Annotated in this window: 18 protein-coding genes; 7 read left to right on the top strand and 11 right to left on the bottom strand. The window is 57.6% G+C overall.

The window, feature by feature from the left end; genetic code table 11:
* The 4 genes from tgt to ACZ1GU_RS09065 all read left to right on the top strand — a co-directional run bounded on the left by tgt (position 1) and on the right by ACZ1GU_RS09065 (position 3541).
* A complete protein-coding gene (gene tgt / locus ACZ1GU_RS09080) occupies positions 1-1128 on the top strand; it encodes a tRNA guanosine(34) transglycosylase Tgt (protein ID WP_472647701.1) in 1128 nt (375 codons plus the stop codon).
* Positions 1129-1190: 62 nt separating this feature from the next.
* Positions 1191-1799 carry a hypothetical protein gene (locus ACZ1GU_RS09075; RefSeq protein ID WP_472647700.1) on the top strand — a complete coding sequence of 203 codons (609 nt, stop codon included), beginning with the start codon at positions 1191-1193 and terminating at the stop codon, positions 1797-1799.
* The gene (locus tag ACZ1GU_RS09070; protein ID WP_472647699.1) at positions 1771-3189 is read left to right on the top strand and encodes an alpha/beta hydrolase family protein; all 1419 of its coding nucleotides are present in this window, start codon (positions 1771-1773) and stop codon (positions 3187-3189) included. Before ACZ1GU_RS09075 ends, ACZ1GU_RS09070 begins: the two co-directional genes overlap by 29 nt.
* A gap of 40 nt (positions 3190-3229) precedes the next feature.
* Complete coding sequence (locus ACZ1GU_RS09065) at positions 3230-3541, top strand: chorismate mutase (protein ID WP_472647698.1); 312 nt, start codon at positions 3230-3232, stop codon at positions 3539-3541.
* Here the strand turns inward: ACZ1GU_RS09065 and ACZ1GU_RS09060 are convergent.
* The 11 genes from ACZ1GU_RS09060 to ACZ1GU_RS09010 form a co-directional block, all read right to left on the bottom strand.
* Positions 3538-4170 carry an NAD(P)H-dependent oxidoreductase gene (locus ACZ1GU_RS09060; protein ID WP_472647697.1) on the bottom strand — a complete coding sequence of 211 codons (633 nt, stop codon included), beginning with the start codon at positions 4168-4170 and terminating at the stop codon, positions 3538-3540. The genes ACZ1GU_RS09065 and ACZ1GU_RS09060 overlap by 4 nt on opposite strands.
* A 122-nt stretch (positions 4171-4292) precedes the next feature.
* On the bottom strand, positions 4293-4907 hold the full coding sequence (gene rpsD, locus ACZ1GU_RS09055) for a 30S ribosomal protein S4 (RefSeq protein ID WP_472647695.1): 615 nt from the start codon (positions 4905-4907) through the stop codon (positions 4293-4295).
* Between the two features lie 159 nt (positions 4908-5066).
* The gene (locus tag ACZ1GU_RS09050) at positions 5067-5807 is read right to left on the bottom strand and encodes an RNA methyltransferase (protein WP_472647694.1); all 741 of its coding nucleotides are present in this window, start codon (positions 5805-5807) and stop codon (positions 5067-5069) included.
* A gap of 9 nt (positions 5808-5816) precedes the next feature.
* Positions 5817-6293, bottom strand: coding sequence for a transcriptional regulator NrdR (nrdR, locus tag ACZ1GU_RS09045; protein ID WP_472647693.1), 477 nt, complete (start codon positions 6291-6293; stop codon positions 5817-5819).
* Positions 6294-6302: 9 nt separating this feature from the next.
* Entirely contained in the window at positions 6303-6521 is a 219-nt protein-coding gene (locus ACZ1GU_RS09040) for a hypothetical protein (RefSeq protein WP_472647692.1), read from the bottom strand.
* Between the two features lie 3 nt (positions 6522-6524).
* Entirely contained in the window at positions 6525-7835 is a 1311-nt protein-coding gene (glyA, locus tag ACZ1GU_RS09035) for a serine hydroxymethyltransferase (RefSeq protein WP_472647691.1), read from the bottom strand.
* Positions 7832-8311: a ribose 5-phosphate isomerase B gene (rpiB, locus tag ACZ1GU_RS09030; RefSeq protein ID WP_472647690.1), complete on the bottom strand. Its 480-nt coding sequence runs from the start codon at positions 8309-8311 to the stop codon at positions 7832-7834. The genes glyA and rpiB overlap by 4 nt, the downstream gene beginning before the upstream one ends.
* A gap of 122 nt (positions 8312-8433) precedes the next feature.
* Positions 8434-9171 (bottom strand): sterol desaturase family protein, encoded by a 738-nt coding sequence (locus ACZ1GU_RS09025; RefSeq protein ID WP_472647689.1) that lies wholly within the window; start codon positions 9169-9171, stop codon positions 8434-8436.
* 184 nt (positions 9172-9355) lie between these two features.
* Positions 9356-11380, bottom strand: coding sequence for an RNA polymerase sigma factor RpoD (rpoD, locus tag ACZ1GU_RS09020; protein WP_472647688.1), 2025 nt, complete (start codon positions 11378-11380; stop codon positions 9356-9358).
* A gap of 9 nt (positions 11381-11389) precedes the next feature.
* On the bottom strand, positions 11390-13288 hold the full coding sequence (gene dnaG, locus ACZ1GU_RS09015; protein ID WP_472647687.1) for a DNA primase: 1899 nt from the start codon (positions 13286-13288) through the stop codon (positions 11390-11392).
* A gap of 70 nt (positions 13289-13358) precedes the next feature.
* Positions 13359-13823 carry a GatB/YqeY domain-containing protein gene (locus ACZ1GU_RS09010; RefSeq protein WP_472647686.1) on the bottom strand — a complete coding sequence of 155 codons (465 nt, stop codon included), beginning with the start codon at positions 13821-13823 and terminating at the stop codon, positions 13359-13361.
* A gap of 147 nt (positions 13824-13970) precedes the next feature.
* Between ACZ1GU_RS09010 and carA the strand changes: the two genes are divergently transcribed.
* From carA to ACZ1GU_RS08995, 3 genes are all read left to right on the top strand, one after another.
* Complete coding sequence (carA, locus tag ACZ1GU_RS09005; RefSeq protein WP_472647685.1) at positions 13971-15152, top strand: glutamine-hydrolyzing carbamoyl-phosphate synthase small subunit; 1182 nt, start codon at positions 13971-13973, stop codon at positions 15150-15152.
* A gap of 83 nt (positions 15153-15235) precedes the next feature.
* Positions 15236-15544, top strand: a complete 309-nt coding sequence (locus ACZ1GU_RS09000) for a hypothetical protein (protein ID WP_472647683.1) — start codon at positions 15236-15238, stop codon at positions 15542-15544.
* Positions 15541-16044 carry a hypothetical protein gene (locus ACZ1GU_RS08995; RefSeq protein WP_472647682.1) on the top strand — a complete coding sequence of 168 codons (504 nt, stop codon included), beginning with the start codon at positions 15541-15543 and terminating at the stop codon, positions 16042-16044. Before ACZ1GU_RS09000 ends, ACZ1GU_RS08995 begins: the two co-directional genes overlap by 4 nt.
* The last annotated feature ends 9 nt before the right edge of the window (positions 16045-16053 follow it).

The raw sequence follows: 16053 nt of genomic DNA, 5'->3' as shown, positions 1-16053 counted from the left end.
ATGGCCGAACGTTTCAAATTCTCAATCGCTGCGACCGACGGTAGGGCGCGCACTGGCTCGATCCAGATGCAGCGCGGAGAAATCCGCACGCCCGCCTTTATGCCCGTGGGGACCGCAGCGACGGTCAAGGCGATGAAGCCGGAAAGCGTGCGAGCGCTCGGTGCCGATATCATTCTCGGCAACACCTATCACCTTATGCTGCGCCCCGGTGCGGAGCGGGTCGCAAAGCTGGGCGGACTGCACAAATTTATGAATTGGGATCGCCCGATCCTGACCGATAGCGGCGGCTATCAGGTGATGAGCCTGTCTGACCTACGCAAGCTGACCGAGAAGGGTGTCGAGTTTCGCAGCCACATTGATGGCTCAAAGCATATGCTTTCGCCAGAACGTTCGATGGAAATCCAGCGCCTGCTCGGCAGTGACATTGTGATGGCATTTGACGAGTGCCCGCGCGCGGATCGTCCACGTGACGAGATCGCGTTGAGCATGGAGCTTTCGATGCGCTGGGCCAAGCGCAGCCGTGATGGCTTTGACAGCGGTCAGGAGCACGCGTCGCGCTCGGCTCTATTCGGCATTCAACAGGGGGCTCTGGATGAAGAACTGCGCAAGATCAGCGCTGAGAAGCTGACTGACATTGGCTTTGATGGCTATGCGGTTGGTGGGTTGGCCGTGGGCGAGGGCCAAGAAGCGATGTTCGGCGTGCTCGATTATGCACCCGGTCAATTACCCGAAGACAAACCGCGCTATCTGATGGGAGTGGGCAAACCGGATGACTTGGTTGGGGCGGTTGAGCGCGGGATCGACATGTTCGACTGCGTGCTTCCAACCCGGTCTGGTCGAAATGGCCAAGCCTTCACCTGGAACGGCCCACTCAACCTCAGGAACGCGCGCTTTGCCGAAGACACCAGCCCCCTTGATGAGCGCTGCAAATGCCCGACCTGCTCAAGCTACTCGCGCGCCTATCTGCATCATTTGCAGAAGTCAGGCGAAATACTCGGCGCAATGCTGGTGACCGAGCACAATCTCGCCTTCTACCAAAGCTTGATGAAGGCGATGCGCGGTGCCATTGCGGGCGGAACATTCTCTGCCTTTGCCGCTGATTTCCGGCGCGATTATTTGACCGCATAGTCTTTGTTTTACGGCGATTTTCTTTTAGAAAAAAAGCGCAGAATGAAAACGGGGCAATTCAAATGACCAACTTTTACGCTCGCGCCATAGCGGCTGGCGCGCTCATGCTCACGTCAAGCGTGGCTTTGGCGCAAGGTGAAACTGACAATGAAATAGCCGAAAGATTTGGCGCCCGCGCATCTGTGCTCGACATCTCTCTATCGCCATCGGGAGATAAGCTTGCGTGGATCGGGCCTGGCTCCGATCATTCCGAGGCAATCATGGTAGTCGACCTCGCTAATGGGGCGGGCGTCAAGGTGATAGGCGGCAATACCGAGAAAGCTGGAGATTTGACCTGGTGCGAATGGGCTACCGACACGCGGCTTGTGTGCGAAGTGCGCATCATGGCGGTCGCAAATGGAAGCCAGCTCGTTCCGTTCACGCGGCTTTTCGCGATCGATCACGATGGACAAAATTTTGAGAGTCTGACCGAGAGGACAAGCTCCCGGGCCCTCGGGTTCAATCAAGATGGCGGCGATATCATTGCGCTCGATGTTGCAGGTGAAAACGGTCGAATTCTGATGACTCGCAACTATGTGAAGGAATTCTCGACCGGAACGCGCATGGCTAACACCAAGGAAGGCCTCGGCGTCGATCAGGTTGATGTGGAGTCCGTACCGTCGCCGCGTTGAAGCGCAACCCGACGAACAAGCAGTTCGATACATTGCCGATGAAACAGGACGACTGCGGGCGAAAATTCGCGCAATCACTAGCAATCGCGGGCTGCTGACCGGCGATTACCTCTTCAACTATCGGGAAGCGGATAGCGATCGCTGGCATACATTCAGTGATGTCACTCTCGACGGCAATCCTCTAAACGACTTCTATCCGGTTGCGGTCGATTCAAAGCGCAACGTAGCGTTCGGCTTCGAGAAAATCGCAGGCTACGAAACGCTGATCGAAGTTCCTCTAAACGGGGCAAACACGGCTCGTGTTCTGTTGGCTCGCGACGATGTCGATGTCGATGGACTGATTCGTATTGGACGTCAGCGCAGAGTTGTCGGTGTAAGTTACGCGACCGAGAAACGCAGCGTGCGGTATTTTGACGCAGACCTCGCGAAATTGGCTAGCGACCTTGGTAAAGCGTTGCCCAACACGCCTTTGATCAATTTTGCAGGCGCAAGCGCTGACGAAAGCAAGCTTTTGATCATCGCTTCCTCCGATACTGATCCGGGCACCGCCTACCTCTATAACAAGACCACACGAAGCCTTGAAGAATTGCTGGCGTTGCGGGAGCTCTTGGTCAATCAGCCTATGGGGCAGATGAAGCCAGTCACTTATCCGGCAGCCGACGGGACGCAGATACCGGGCTACCTCACATTGCCACCTGGCTCAGATGGAAAGAATCTTCCGGCGGTCGTTCTACCGCACGGCGGACCAGCGGCACGCGATTTCTGGGGTTTCGACTGGATCGTGCAGTTCTTCACGGCCCGTGGATATGCTGTTCTCCAGCCGAATTTCCGAGGATCATCAGGCTATGGCGAGGCGTGGTTTGGCAAGAATGGCTATCAAGCATGGGATGTCGCGATTGGCGATGTGAATGACGCTGGTCGGTGGCTTGTCAAAGAAGGAATAGCAAATTCCGACAAGATAGCGATCGCCGGATGGTCTTATGGCGGTTATGCGGCGTTGCAATCACAAGTCGTCGATCCGCAGCTTTACAAGGCAGTGGTGGCCATCGCGCCTGTGACAGATCTTGAATATCTGCGCTCAGATGCGCGCGGATACACATCATCGCGGCTGCGCGATGAGCAATTGGGGCAGGGACCGCATATCGCTGCGGGGAGCCCACGCCGCCATGCGGAGAAGTTCGCAGCGCCTGTCGCGCTTTTCCACGGTACCCTCGATATCAACGTCGACGTGCGTCATTCGCGCGCAATGGCGGACGAATTGAAGGATGCGGACAAGCAGGTGAGCTACACCGAATTTGAAGATCTCCAGCACAATCTGGGCGACAGCAAAGCGCGCGCACAGATGCTAAGTGAGATTGATGCGTTTCTGACACAGGCACTTGGCAGCTAAGCACTCGACAAATCGCATCGATCAGGCCAAGTGCGCCGCAATGACCAAGACGATCAAACTACCTGACGACTGCGAGACTATGATCGATGTGCGCGTAGGTGTGGATGCGACCGACCGGGCGTTAGTGGCTCTGCTGGAGCGGCGCTTTGGCTATATGCGGGCGGCGGCTCGGATTAAGCCCAGCCGCGATGTGGTCCGCGATGAAGCGCGCAAGGCGAGCGTGATCGCCGCCGCTGTGGCCGAGGCGGAAGCCAAGGGCATTCCCGGAAATGTGATCGCGGACATTTGGGAGCGCCTAGTCGAAGGCTCCATCGCTTACGAATTTGATGAGTGGGACCGCACGCGGGATTAAGCTGAGCGGTTCAAGAACCGTTCGAGTCGCAATTCTTTCTTCGCTGGCTCAGCCTGTCTGATCGACCGCGCGAGCCTCGCGACTTTGCCTTCCCACTTCGCAGAATGCTTTTCAGCACCTCCAAACTTCACTTGGCCAAGCGGCAAAATCCTTACTGGTTTGAAGCCACAAAATTGCAGCACCTGCTTTTTCCAGCGATGAACCACCGCATTGCCATGCGCCAGCCGGTGGAACCACGGTGGTGTGTCCATCGTGATGATCACATCGGCTGAGCGCCCGGCCATGTTCTTGTCCCACCATGTATCATTCTTGTGGTAAGCGAAGGTGAAGCCGGGCAGGAACAGACGGTCAAGCATCCCTTTGAGTTCAGCTGGCTCCGCCCCCCACCACATTGGGAAAGCAAAGACGACATGATAGCAGGCGTCGAGTTTCTCCGCCATCATGCGAATGTCGGGCTCCCAATCGGTGCGCTTGCGGTAGCCGTGGCGGAGATGCGCAGTGAATTCGAGATCGCGTAATGCTACGCGCGTGTTAGTCGAGCCAGCGGGTAAAGCTTGCTCATACACGTTAAGCAAATGGGAGACATAGCGTCCCTCATCCGGATGGCCGTCGACAATCAGGACATTCATGCAGCTTACCCCTCCCATTGTTTGCGCGAGGAGTGCCCGAAGGATCTGCAAAAGAAAAGGTCGCCGAAAAGAAAAGGGCGGCCCAATCGGACCGCCCTTTATCAATTCGATGCTCTCGCGGATTAGCGCGAGTAGAACTCAACCACGAGGTTCGGTTCCATAGTCACCGGATAAGGCACTTCGTCAAGCTTGGGCACGCGAGTGAAGCTGACTTTGTCGTTGCCATCTGGAACGACATAGTCAGGAATTTCACGCTCTGGCAGGCTCTGCGCTTCGATGACAAGCGCCATTTCCTTCGCCTTGTTGCCGAGCGAGATCACGTCGCCAACGTCGCAGCGGCGGCTGGCAACGTTACACTTCACGCCGTTCACACGGATGTGGCCGTGGCTCACGATCTGACGCGCCGCGAAGATCGTTGGCGCGAACTTCGCACGGTAGACGATCATATCGAGGCGGCGCTCAAGCAGACCGATCAGGTTCTGACCGGTGTCGCCCTTCATCTTGGTCGCGTCTTTGTAGGTTGAGCGGAACTGTTTCTCGGTCACGTCGCCGTAATAGCCTTTCAGCTTTTGCTTGGCGCGCAGCTGAAGACCGAAGTCGCTCATCTTGCTCTTGCGACGCTGACCGTGCTGGCCCGGGCCGTAAGAACGCTTGTTGACCGGAGAGTTTGGACGACCCCAGATGTTTTCACCCATCCGGCGGTCAAGTTTATGCTTCGAGCGCGTACGCTTCGTCATCGGAAAATCCTTCAAATTGCTGGATCGCCCCAATGGCGACCGTTTAACCCGGCATCGCTCCGCTGAAATGTGACTTCAGCGCGGCCTCCGCTTCACCGGGGTGCGGGACCAATTTGCGAAGGCGCGCAAATAGCAGTGCGCGCACGAAAAGCAAGCCAATTATGACCCGCTGCGGTCCCCACGCTGGAGCGAAGAAAGCACACCGCGCAAGGTGCGGATTTCGAGGTGGTTCCATTCCGCCTTGGTCAGGACATTGCGCAAGGTTAGCCGGGTCGCTTCTGCCCGGTCAGGTGGCAGGAAATATCCTTTAGGCTCGAGCATTGTTTCAAGGTGCCCGACAAGGCCATCCAGATCGGCTTGAGGCGCAGCGGGCAGATGCTCTTCCTCGGTGGGTTGGACGAGGCCCGCATCATCTCGAGCGACTTTGGACCATTCATAGGCACACAGGATCACGGCTTGTGCAAGATTGAGCGAGCCAAATTCCGGGTTGATCGGCACGGTCAGGATGCTGCGGGCAAGCGTAACATCCTCTGTCGCGAGGCCTGATGCTTCGCGCCCAAACAGGATCGCGCTGCGCCCCGGTTTCGTCTTCATTTCCTCTGCTGCCTCTGCAGGTGTCACAACCGGTTTGGTTACACCGCGTTTGCGCACAGTCGTGGCGTAGACATTGGCGCAGTCGGCAATCGCCGCCTCAGTCGTGCCGAAAACTTGCGCGCGTTCTAACACGATGTCTGCGCCCGCTGCTGTGGGACCAGCTGCAGGGTTGGGCCAGCCATCACGCGGATCGACCAGGCGCAGTTCGGTCAGCCCGAAATTGAGCATGGCGCGTGCTGCATGGCCGATATTCTCGCCCATTTGTGGGCGGACCAAGACGATGACAGGTTGGTTGCTCTCAGACATGAGCGGCGATCAGTCCTGCGCCGCTTCCTGCACCGTGCTGGCGAATTCTTCGAAGTCTTTGGCTTCCGAGAAATCGCGATAAACACTGGCGAAGCGGATGTATGCGACGCTGTCTAGCTGCTTGAGCCCATCCATCACCATCTCGCCGATCTTTGCAGAGGGAACTTCGGGATTACCAGAGGTTTCGACTTGACGCTGAATGCCGGAAACGAGTCGGTCAATTTGGTCTTGGCTAACGCCACGCTTGCGGCAAGCGAGCGCGACTGAGCGTTCGAGCTTCTCCCGGTCGAATGGTTCGCGGCGTTCATCGCGGCCTTCTTCTCCGGTTTTGACGATCACCACTTCGCGCAATTGCACACGTTCAAAAGTGGTAAAGCGCGCACCGCAACTGGCGCATTGCCGCCGCCGCCGGATAGAGGTCGCGTCCTCGGTTGGGCGGCTGTCTTTAACCTGGGTGTCGTCGTTTGCGCAAAAAGGGCAGCGCATAGGATCGTGCTACTTCTTGATGCGGTTGTAAAACGCGATGCCTGCTCCAGCAGCAAGCCCGAGCGGGAGTGAAATTACGGGAAGGATTGCTCCCGCTACCGCCCCGATTGCGGCACCTGTGAGCACGGGCTTGGTCGAAGGATGCTTCATCCCTTCTTTAGCCATGCCGGAAATTTCAGTCTTGGCGTCTTCCACCCAGTCTGTGTCGTCTTTCTGAGGTTCGCTCATGGTCTACGCCTCCGGATAGACGGGGAAGTTGGCGCACAATTCAGCAACGCGGCTACGCACGCTTTCTTCGATCTGTGCATCGCCTTCAGGGCCGTTCTTGGAGAGACCATCGACGACTTCGGCAATCAAAGCGCCGACTTGACGGAACTCGACCGGGCCAAAGCCGCGGGTCGTGCCCGCCGGTGTGCCCAAGCGGATACCGCTGGTCACGAATGGTGAGCGAGTGTCGAACGGAATACCATTCTTGTTGCAGGTCAGCCATGCGCGGTCGAGGCCGGCTTCGGCCGCTTTGCCGGTCACATCCTTGGCGGTGAGATCGACCAGCATTGAGTGGTTGTCTGTGCCGCCTGAGACGATCCGCAAGCCGTTTTCTTCAAGGCTCGCTGCGAGCGCGCGGGCATTTTCGACGATGCGATGTGCGTAGGTCTTGAACTCGGGAGCGAGAGCTTCTTTGAAAGCCACCGCTTTGGCCGCGATAACGTGCATCAGCGGGCCACCCTGAAGACCGGGGAACACCGCCATATTCAACAGCTTGGTGAATTTCTCGTCATTCCACAGGATAATGCCCGAGCGTGGACCGCGAAGGCTCTTATGCGTGGTCGAGGTCACGATGTCGCAATGCGGGAAAGGCGAGGGGTGTGCGCCGCCGGCAACAAGGCCGGAAATGTGGCTCATGTCGCAAAGCAGGATGGCGCCGACTTCATCAGCAATTGCGCGGAAGGCAGCGAAATCCCACACGCGCGAATAGGCCGTGCCGCCGCAGATGATCAGTTTCGGCTTGTGCTCACGGGCGGTCGCAGCAACCGCATCCATATCAATCCGCTCGTCGCCCTCAGTCACGCCATAGCTGACCGGATTGAACCATTTGCCCGACATATTGACAGGCGAGCCGTGCGTGAGGTGCCCGCCCGAATTCAAATCCAGCCCCATGAAGGTGTCGCCTGGCTCAAGCATGGCGAGGAACACCGCCTGGTTCATCTGGCTGCCGGAATTTGGCTGCACGTTGGCAAAATTGCACCCAAACAGCTGCTTGGCGCGCTCGATTGCCAGTGTTTCGACCACATCGGCATAGTCGCAGCCGCCGTAATAGCGCTTGCCGGGATATCCCTCGGCATATTTGTTGGTGAAGACGCTTCCGGTTGCTTCAAGCACAGCCTTTGACGCGATGTTCTCGCTTGCAATCAGTTCGATCTTGTCTTGCTGGCGCTTCAACTCTTTGCCGATCGCCGCTGCGATCTCGGGATCGGAAGTGGCAAGATCATCATGCCAGAATCCGTTCATCGGGTTTACGACGTCTGATGGTGCGGTGCTCATTGGTGGGTCTCAATTCGTGTGGTCTGGATCGGCGGAGTTGCGAGTTTGGCGACGCGGCGCTGGTGCCGCCCTTCGGGATCGCCTGCATCGGCAAATTCTGTGTCTAGGAATGTAGCTACGCAAGACTTCGCCATTTCGATGCCGGTGAGACGCGCTCCAAGCGCGATGCAGTTGGCGTCGTTATGCTCGCGGGCCAGAGCAGCAGAGAGCGGCTCTGACACCAATGCGCAGCGCACGCCAGGGTGACGGTTGACGCTGATTGAAATGCCGATCCCGCTGCCGCACAATGCAACGCCGAACTCGACCGTTCCCTCTGCCACGACTTCGGCCAATTTGTAGCCATAGTCCGGGTAGTCGACGCTTTCGCCCCCAGCAGGGCCAAGGTCTGCGACCTCATGGCCTTCCTCGATAAGCCATTCGGTCAATTCCGCCTTCATGTCGGTGGCGGCGTGATCAGATGCAATCGCTATACGCATGAGGGCTGATTTAAGGCTTTAAGGCCGCATTGGCCAGAGCTGTAGAACGCCTTTTTGATGGGCTTCCCCAAGTCCGTGTGCCGCGCGGCACACTTCGCAGCGCGGTGCGAGCCAAGATCGCCTCAAGCAGGCTCAGTGCGCGGAGCGTATTTCGGGCAATCGGAACGACAAACGCCATCATGCGACCATTCTGGAGGACGCCAAAGATAAGCGAGCTTGTCCCGCCAGCGCTCGGCGGTGTCCATGCGGTCTTTGAGCTGTTTAAGGCCCACGAACTGCGCTGAGAGAGGGTTGTAATCGTAGGTCGGCTTCACCAACCCTGGATTAGGCTCTTCACCGAGATATGCAGTGCTGCCGAACATCCGGTCGAACAGAAGGGTGACCTGACTGTAATTCCGATCAATATATTGCGGCTGATTGGCGTGGTGGATCTTGTGCATTTTCGGTGTCATCAGCACCCGATCGATCTTCCCGAGCCGCGGGACCCAGCTCGCGTGATTCCAGATGCCAAACCCATTAGCGCAGACGCTGACCGCGATGTAAACGACCGGATCAATGCCCACCAAGGCAGCTGGCATTGCGAACAGCGCCTTTAGGTGGCCATCGAGGAAGAACCCGCGTGCTGCCGTCGTGTGATTGAACTCGTTCGATGAGTGGTGGATCGCATGAAAGGCCCAGAACAGCCCTATGCGATGCCCAAGACGGTGATCCCAGTAATAGGCGAATTCATGAATCAGGAATGCTAGTGGGATCGCGAGCCAAAGCGCTAAGCTGCCGACGATGCGCAGATTGTCGAACACCAGCACATAGAGCGCCAGCGGCACGAGGATACCGAGCACCAGATTCAGCGCATTCGACATTAGGTTGAGCCCGATCGAACACAAGGCATCTTTGTTGTTGTAAGCGGGATTGGCTCGGATCGCCCATAGGCGCTCCAGGATTACGCTACCGAAATAGATAGCAGCGAGGATCCAAAGTGCGGTACGGACCGCCGATGAAGTCGATTGCAGATTGCAAACTTTCCATCGGCGTATCCTAGCGCGCTTATTGATCGAGGAAAGACCGCATTTTCCGAGAGCGGCTTGGGTGCTTCAGCTTGCGCAGCGCCTTTGCCTCGATCTGACGGATGCGTTCGCGGGTCACGCTGAACTGCTGTCCGACTTCCTCAAGCGTATGGTCGGTGTTCATCCCGATGCCAAAGCGCATCCGCAGCACGCGTTCTTCACGCGGGGTGAGCGAGGCGAGCACGCGGGTGACGGTTTCCTTGAGGTTCGCCTGAATCGCGGCATCGACGGGGATGATCGCGTTCTTGTCCTCGATGAAATCGCCGAGGTGCGAATCTTCTTCGTCACCAATCGGCGTTTCAAGGGAGATCGGCTCTTTGGCGATCTTCATCACCTTGCGAACCTTTTCCAGCGGCATGGAGAGACGCGCTGCCATTTCCTCCGGCGTTGGCTCACGGCCTTCTTCGTGGAGAAATTGACGGCTTGTGCGAACCAGCTTGTTGATCGTCTCGATCATGTGAACCGGAATACGGATCGTGCGCGCCTGGTCCGCGATGGAACGGGTGATCGCCTGGCGAATCCACCAAGTCGCGTAGGTGCTGAATTTGTAGCCACGGCGGTACTCAAATTTGTCGACCGCCTTCATTAAGCCGATATTGCCTTCCTGAATAAGATCAAGGAATTGCAGGCCGCGATTGGTGTATTTCTTCGCGATGGAGATCACCAGGCGAAGGTTGGCCTCGACCATTTCCTTCTTGGCGATCCGTGCCTCGCGCTCACCCTTTTGCACCATGTTCACGATGCGGCGGAATTCGGGCAGAGCCATGCCGGTGTTGGCCGCAATGTCGGTGATTTCGGTGCGAATGCGCTCGATCGCTGCGCCATCGCGCTCGACAAAGGCCGCCCACTTTTTGTCTTTCTTTGCGTTCGCCTTGATCCAGCTATCGTCAAGCTCGTTGCCGACATAGGAATTGAGAAAGTCGATCCGCTTGATCTTGTGGCGTTCGGCCAGACGCAGCATCTGTCCGCCCAGGGCGGTTAGACGGCGGTTGAAGGCATAGAGGTTGTCGACCAGAAATTCGATCTTGGTCGCGTGGAACTGCATGCTTTCGACTTCCGCCGTCAGCTCTTCGCCCAGCTTTTCGTATTTGTTTTCTTTGGCCTTCGGGAACTCATTGCCGGCTGCCAGCGTGTCGACCCGCTCCGCCTGAAGCTTTTCAAAAGTCTTGAACAGCTTGGTGATGCGCGCGAACCGCTCGATTGCGTCGGGCTTTAGCGTCGCTTCCATCTGCGCGAGGCTGAGTGTGTTGTCCTCATCCTCGTCATCGTCCTTCTTGGAAGAACCCTCTTCGCCGTCTTCATCTTCCGTTTCATCATCGCTGTCGTCATCATCGTCGTCGCGAATGGTCGGTCCAGCGGTTTCTTCGGAGATTTCGCCGTCATCATCATCGTCGGCGCCTTCCGCCATCTTGTCAGCCGGCGGCTCTTTCGAAAGCATCGCATCAAGGTCGAGGATCTCACGCAGCTGCATGTCTTCGTTATTGAGCGCTTCAGACCATTGAATGATCGCGTGGAAGGTGATTGGGCTTTCGCAAAGGCCGATGATCATCATATCGCGGCCAGCTTCAATCCGTTTTGCAATTGCGATCTCACCTTCGCGGCTGAGCAGCTCAACAGCGCCCATTTCGCGCAAGTACATGCGCACCGGATCGTCAGTGCGTCCATCAGCAGCGGCCTTCTTTGCCGGAGCAGTCTTCGCGTCTTTCTTGGCGTCTTTCTTGTCGCCCGAGCCGACCTGCATTTCTGCAACTTCGGCTTCCTGCTCAGCCTCGGCTTCGGCTTCCTCGTCATTTTCGACGATGTTGACGCCCATTTCGCTGATCGCAGACATTACGTCTTCGATCTGCTCAGAATTCATCTGATCCTGTGGCAAAGCTTCATTTAGCTCATCTACCGTGATGTAGCCCTTCTTCTTCGCCTTGTTCATCAGCTTCTTCACTGACGCCTCATTGAGGTCGATCAGGGGAGCGTCTTCGGTGTCTTTGGCTTTTGTCTTCGAGGCCATAAATTGCCGTCAATCCATTTTCATTTCGTCCGCCTGATGGTCATCTGGCGCCGCGGTTGATTCTGTGTTCGCCAAAGGAGCAGCCTTGCGGCGCCCGAAGGCTTTCAATCTATCGTTCAATATAGCTTGGCTCTGTCGCAATCTGGCTTGTTCGGCCATCGACCCTTCCGGATCCTCATCGAACCGACCCACCGTCGCTGCGAGCGCAGCTTCAAGGGCCGGCCTTTCGACCAGCAACGACACAGCTTCAGCCAATTCCTCGCGCGCATCTACCGGGTCGGTGCCTTCTCGGAGGAAGGCGTAGCTCTTGTCTGCCGGTGGGGCGGGAAGGCCTTGCGCCTCTGATATGGCGTTTGCACCACCCGAATCAAGCGTTTCTGCAAGTTCGAACAAGGATTCCACCAGTTCTGTTGCATTTGGCTCCAATCGGGCGAGCCGGGTGAGCGCTTCTGAGTGGCGCGAAATCTCTTCTGGGAAGCGAACAAGGCCGGCTATAACGGCGCGGGTAAAGGCATCGCGCATCCCGCCTGACATTGCGCGTTGCAGTTGTCCGCGCGCCTCGGGAGAGAGCGATTGCGGGCGCTGCTTGCCAAAGCTTCTTGTGCCGCCGCGCCAATTCGAACCGCCGGTTTTGTTTTCGCGGGGCGGGAAGGCGAAAGCGGAATAGCGGTCCAGCAATTCGCGGCGATAGAGCGCGGCAATATCGCCGTTGCTGATCGTATCGACGTGATCGAGCAGGCGCTTCTTGAGGCCCGCTTTTGCTTCGGGGCTGTCGAGCGGCTGGGCGTCGCGTTCGAACTGCCACAGGGTTTCGAGCAGGCTTTTCGGTTCCGCGAGCAGCTTTTCCATCGCCTGCGGACCTTGCTTGGCGATCAGATCATCGGGGTCCATTCCTGACGGAAGGCGCACGATGCTGAGTGAGCGTCCAGGTTGGAGCATGGGTAGAGCGCGGTCGATGGCGCGCATTGCTGCCTTTTGTCCTGCATTATCGCCATCGAAACAAAGGATTGGCACTTCGACCATGCGCCACAGCATTTCGAGCTGCATTTCGGTGAGTGCTGTGCCTAGCGGCGCGACCGCATCGGCGAATCCGGCCTGCGCGAGCGCGACCACATCCATATAGCCTTCGACCACGATGACGCGGCCGGTTTGTCGCGATGCTGGCGAAGCGCGGTGCAAGTTGTAGAGCGTGCGGCCCTTGTCGAAGAGTGGTGTATCCGGCGAGTTGAGATACTTCGCGATACCCTCGCGCTTGCCAAGGATGCGTCCGCCAAATGCGATCACCCGTCCGCGCGCATCCTGAATAGGCAGCATAACGCGGCCACGAAAACGGTCATATTTGGTCCCATCATCGGTCTCGATCCGCATGCCGGTCTCAACCAGCATTTGATCATCGAAGCGGGGTAGGGCGGTGGGAAGCGCCTGCTTGCTCTCGGGCGCGAAGCCGAATCCGAATTCGCGCAGGGTCGCATTGCTAAGGCCCCGACCGCGCAGGTAGTCGAGCGCTTCGCGGCCATCTGCGGTCTTCAGATTGTTGACGAACCATTCCTGCGCTTCGGTCGTCACGTCGATCAGGCTTGCACGCTTCTCCGCTTTCTTCGCCGCGACAGGATCGGGCGCGGGCACTTCCATCCCAGCTTCAGCAGCCAGTTCCTTGACTGCATCCATAAAGCCCATGCCGCGCTGATCAGTCATCCAGCGGATCACATCGCCGTGCGCCCCGCATCCAAAACAGTGGTAAAAGCCCTTTTGATCGTTGACCGTAAAGCTGGGCGTTTTCTCATCGTGGAACGGGCAGCAAGCCTTCCACTCGCGGCCTGCCTTTTGCAGCTTGTCGGTGCGCATTATGACAGTCGACAGCGTCACACGCGCGCGCAGTTCGTCCAGCCATTGCGGGGAAAGTGACATAGGTTAGAAATGCGCTCAGTTGCCGCCGCAATCAAGCGCCGGTTGTGGACCAGTCTGTGCGTAGTGTGATTTAGCTCAGCGCCGCCTTTACCAACCCGCTTGCCATACCGCCATCAAGCACCGCGCCGTGGCGTTTTTTAAGCTCACCCATCACGCGGCCCATATCCTTCATGCTGTCTGCGCCGAGCTCGGACTTGATCGCATCAATCGCAGCCTTGGTCTCGTCCTCGCTCATCATCTGCGGCAGGAACTCTTCGATCACCACAAGCTCAGCCTTCTCATTCGCGGCAAGCTCCTCGCGCCCGCCTTTTTCATACATCTCGATCGATTCGCGCCGCTGCTTGGCCATCTTCTGCAAAACAGATGTCACCAGCTCATCGTCAGGTACATCCTTGCTCGACGTGCGCATCTCGATATCGCGATCTTTGATCTTGGCAGAGATCTGGCGGAGAGTCGCCGTGCGCTGCTTATCGCCCGCTTTCATCGCGGTTATGGTTTCAGCTTTGATGGTGTCGCGCATGGTTTCTGCAGACATGATTTCGTCTTTCTTGTGGATGGTTTTCGTTGTGCGGCTGTTTAGCCGAGTTCTGCCGCGTGAGATAGGTTGACGCGTGGGCAGTGCAAGCCTAGCTCGTGGGTCTTAGCGACATTGCTGGAAACACCTGACTCGGAAGGGCCCCGAATGGCTTCTGATGCCTCTCATCCTGCGCAACCTGAAGGTGCGACGGGAGTCCTCGTTTTGGCCGATGGTTCCGTGATCTGGGGGCGCGGCTTTGGCGCGAGCGGCGATGCGGTGGGAGAGGTGTGCTTCAACACCGCAATGACCGGCTATCAGGAAGTGATGACCGATCCGAGCTACGCAGCACAGATCGTCACCTTCACCTTCCCGCATATCGGCAATGTCGGCGCTAATACTGAGGACGTCGAAAGCGCGGTTGAGAGCGCGGTCGGATGTGTCGTGCGTGAAGATGTCACGCTGCCCAGCAATTTCCGCAGCGCGGAGAAATTCACGGATTGGATGGAGGCGAACGGCAAGATTGGCCTTGCCGGCATCGATACGCGGGCTTTGACGCGCCGCATTCGCCTTTCCGGTGCGCCCAACGCCGTAATCGCGCATTCGCCCGATGGAACATTCGACATTCCGGCTTTGCTTAAGCGGGCGCAGGAATGGGCGGGGCTCGAAGGGATGGACCTTGCCAGCCGTGTCAGCCGCGAGAACCAGGAATGCTGGGAAGGCGGTTATTGGCGGTTGGGCCACGGTTATGGTCGGGCAGCGCACGACGCGACCCCGCACGTAGTCGCGATTGATTATGGCGCGAAGGACAACATCTTCCGCAATCTGGTGAAAGCGGGCGCGAAGGTGACGGTGGTTCCGGCTAAGACCTCGCTTGAGAAGATACTCGCGCTGTCACCCGATGGCGTTTTCCTATCGAATGGGCCAGGCGATCCAGCGGCAACAGGTGAGTTCGCCGTGCCGGTAATCAAGGCTCTGCTTGATCGCGATATGCCGCTTTTCGGCATTTGCCTAGGCCATCAGATGCTCGCACTGGCGGCTGGGGCCAAGACGACCAAGATGCATCAGGGGCATCGCGGCGCGAACCATCCGGTTCAGCGGGTCGGCGGCAGCTGGGGAGAGACCGAGGCTCTGGTCGAGATTACCAGCATGAATCATGGCTTTGCAGTTGATGCTGATACTCTTCCGCCCGAGGTCGAACAGACGCATGTCTCGCTGTTCGACGGCTCCAATTGCGGAATCGCGATCAAGGGCAAGCAAGCGTTCGGCGTGCAGTATCACCCGGAGGCATCCCCCGGTCCGCAGGACAGTTTCTACCTGTTCGAGAAGTTCGTCGGGGGTCTGGGGTGAGGCGAACCAGGCTTATCTGGTTTGCATTGGGTGCTGCGGTCGCCGGGATATTCTCGGTCACTGCTTTTCTTTGGCCAAGCTCCGTGCTCGACGGCAAAACGACTTTGATAGTTTGGTTTACCGACAAAACGCCTTCGGAAGCAGTCATCAGTGAGTTAAGCAATGCTCAGCTTGATACCTTGGAATTAGGACCGCCAGCAGTCGGTGAAGAACTTCTGGCTTGTGGAGTATCAGAACTTGAGTTTGTCCCGACGATGAGCTCTCACGGTCTTCCAAAGGTTGGCATCGAGTGGCGGGGCCTGACGCCATCACAAACGACCTGTGTCGAGACTTTGATGAAAAGTGGTGAAGCCGACTGGTTCACAGAAAACCGCTACGTGGCGCAGAAATGAACTTGGTTTTACGTATCTTTTTGGCAGCCTCACTCGCCCTACCATTGGGCGCGTGCAGCCTGTTCGATAACACAGACTGGCGTGAAGGTGTCGAGGAGGCCGCCGAATGCGAGAAGCGCGTCGGCAAAAAGCGCAAGGTAAAGCAATTGCTCGCGGCGGCAGAGGGCAATGTCCTGCCAACCTACACATTTGACATCACCAAAATGGACCTCAACGCCATCAACGAATTGATCGTGCCGGCCAGCGGAGACGAGCGCGGGTCTTTGCGCACGTCAGCATTTGGTGCGACTGCGCCGCCGGTCGAAGCCTTTATGGCGCTTGATGTCACCGAAGCGGGCGCGTTCTACTTTGGCGATGATCCCTCGCTCTACCGCGTGCAGGGTCCGTCCGCTTTGCCCGCGTCAGAAATACTTGCGTACCGGTTGCGCCATTCAGAAAGCGGACATGCGCCTCACCGGCTTCACCTTGGAAACAGCTCCGCCGGCATCCGGCGATACTGAATAGAAAGC

This window comes from Erythrobacter sp. HA7-11 (genome assembly GCF_055693605.1).
The sequence above is the reverse complement of the archived record's forward strand: the minus strand, read 5'-3'. Positions and strand labels throughout refer to the sequence as shown.

Coding starts and splice junctions, on each gene's coding strand:
- ACZ1GU_RS09075 (WP_472647700.1), top strand. CDS start 1,191: ATGACCAACTTTTACGCTCGCGCCATAGCGGCTGGCGCGCTCATGCTC.
- glyA (WP_472647691.1), bottom strand. CDS start 7,835: ATGAGCACCGCACCATCAGACGTCGTAAACCCGATGAACGGATTCTGG.
- dnaG (WP_472647687.1), bottom strand. CDS start 13,288: ATGTCACTTTCCCCGCAATGGCTGGACGAACTGCGCGCGCGTGTGACG.
- ACZ1GU_RS09060 (WP_472647697.1), bottom strand. CDS start 4,170: ATGAATGTCCTGATTGTCGACGGCCATCCGGATGAGGGACGCTATGTC.
- ACZ1GU_RS09065 (WP_472647698.1), top strand. CDS start 3,230: ATGACCAAGACGATCAAACTACCTGACGACTGCGAGACTATGATCGAT.
- ACZ1GU_RS09010 (WP_472647686.1), bottom strand. CDS start 13,823: ATGTCTGCAGAAACCATGCGCGACACCATCAAAGCTGAAACCATAACC.
- rpiB (WP_472647690.1), bottom strand. CDS start 8,311: ATGCGTATAGCGATTGCATCTGATCACGCCGCCACCGACATGAAGGCG.
- rpoD (WP_472647688.1), bottom strand. CDS start 11,380: ATGGCCTCGAAGACAAAAGCCAAAGACACCGAAGACGCTCCCCTGATC.
- ACZ1GU_RS09025 (WP_472647689.1), bottom strand. CDS start 9,171: ATGTCGAATGCGCTGAATCTGGTGCTCGGTATCCTCGTGCCGCTGGCG.
- ACZ1GU_RS08995 (WP_472647682.1), top strand. CDS start 15,541: ATGAACTTGGTTTTACGTATCTTTTTGGCAGCCTCACTCGCCCTACCA.
- ACZ1GU_RS09050 (WP_472647694.1), bottom strand. CDS start 5,807: ATGTCTGAGAGCAACCAACCTGTCATCGTCTTGGTCCGCCCACAAATG.
- ACZ1GU_RS09040 (WP_472647692.1), bottom strand. CDS start 6,521: ATGAGCGAACCTCAGAAAGACGACACAGACTGGGTGGAAGACGCCAAG.
- ACZ1GU_RS09070 (WP_472647699.1), top strand. CDS start 1,771: ATGTGGAGTCCGTACCGTCGCCGCGTTGAAGCGCAACCCGACGAACAA.
- rpsD (WP_472647695.1), bottom strand. CDS start 4,907: ATGACGAAGCGTACGCGCTCGAAGCATAAACTTGACCGCCGGATGGGT.
- nrdR (WP_472647693.1), bottom strand. CDS start 6,293: ATGCGCTGCCCTTTTTGCGCAAACGACGACACCCAGGTTAAAGACAGC.
- carA (WP_472647685.1), top strand. CDS start 13,971: ATGGCTTCTGATGCCTCTCATCCTGCGCAACCTGAAGGTGCGACGGGA.
- tgt (WP_472647701.1), top strand. CDS start 1: ATGGCCGAACGTTTCAAATTCTCAATCGCTGCGACCGACGGTAGGGCG.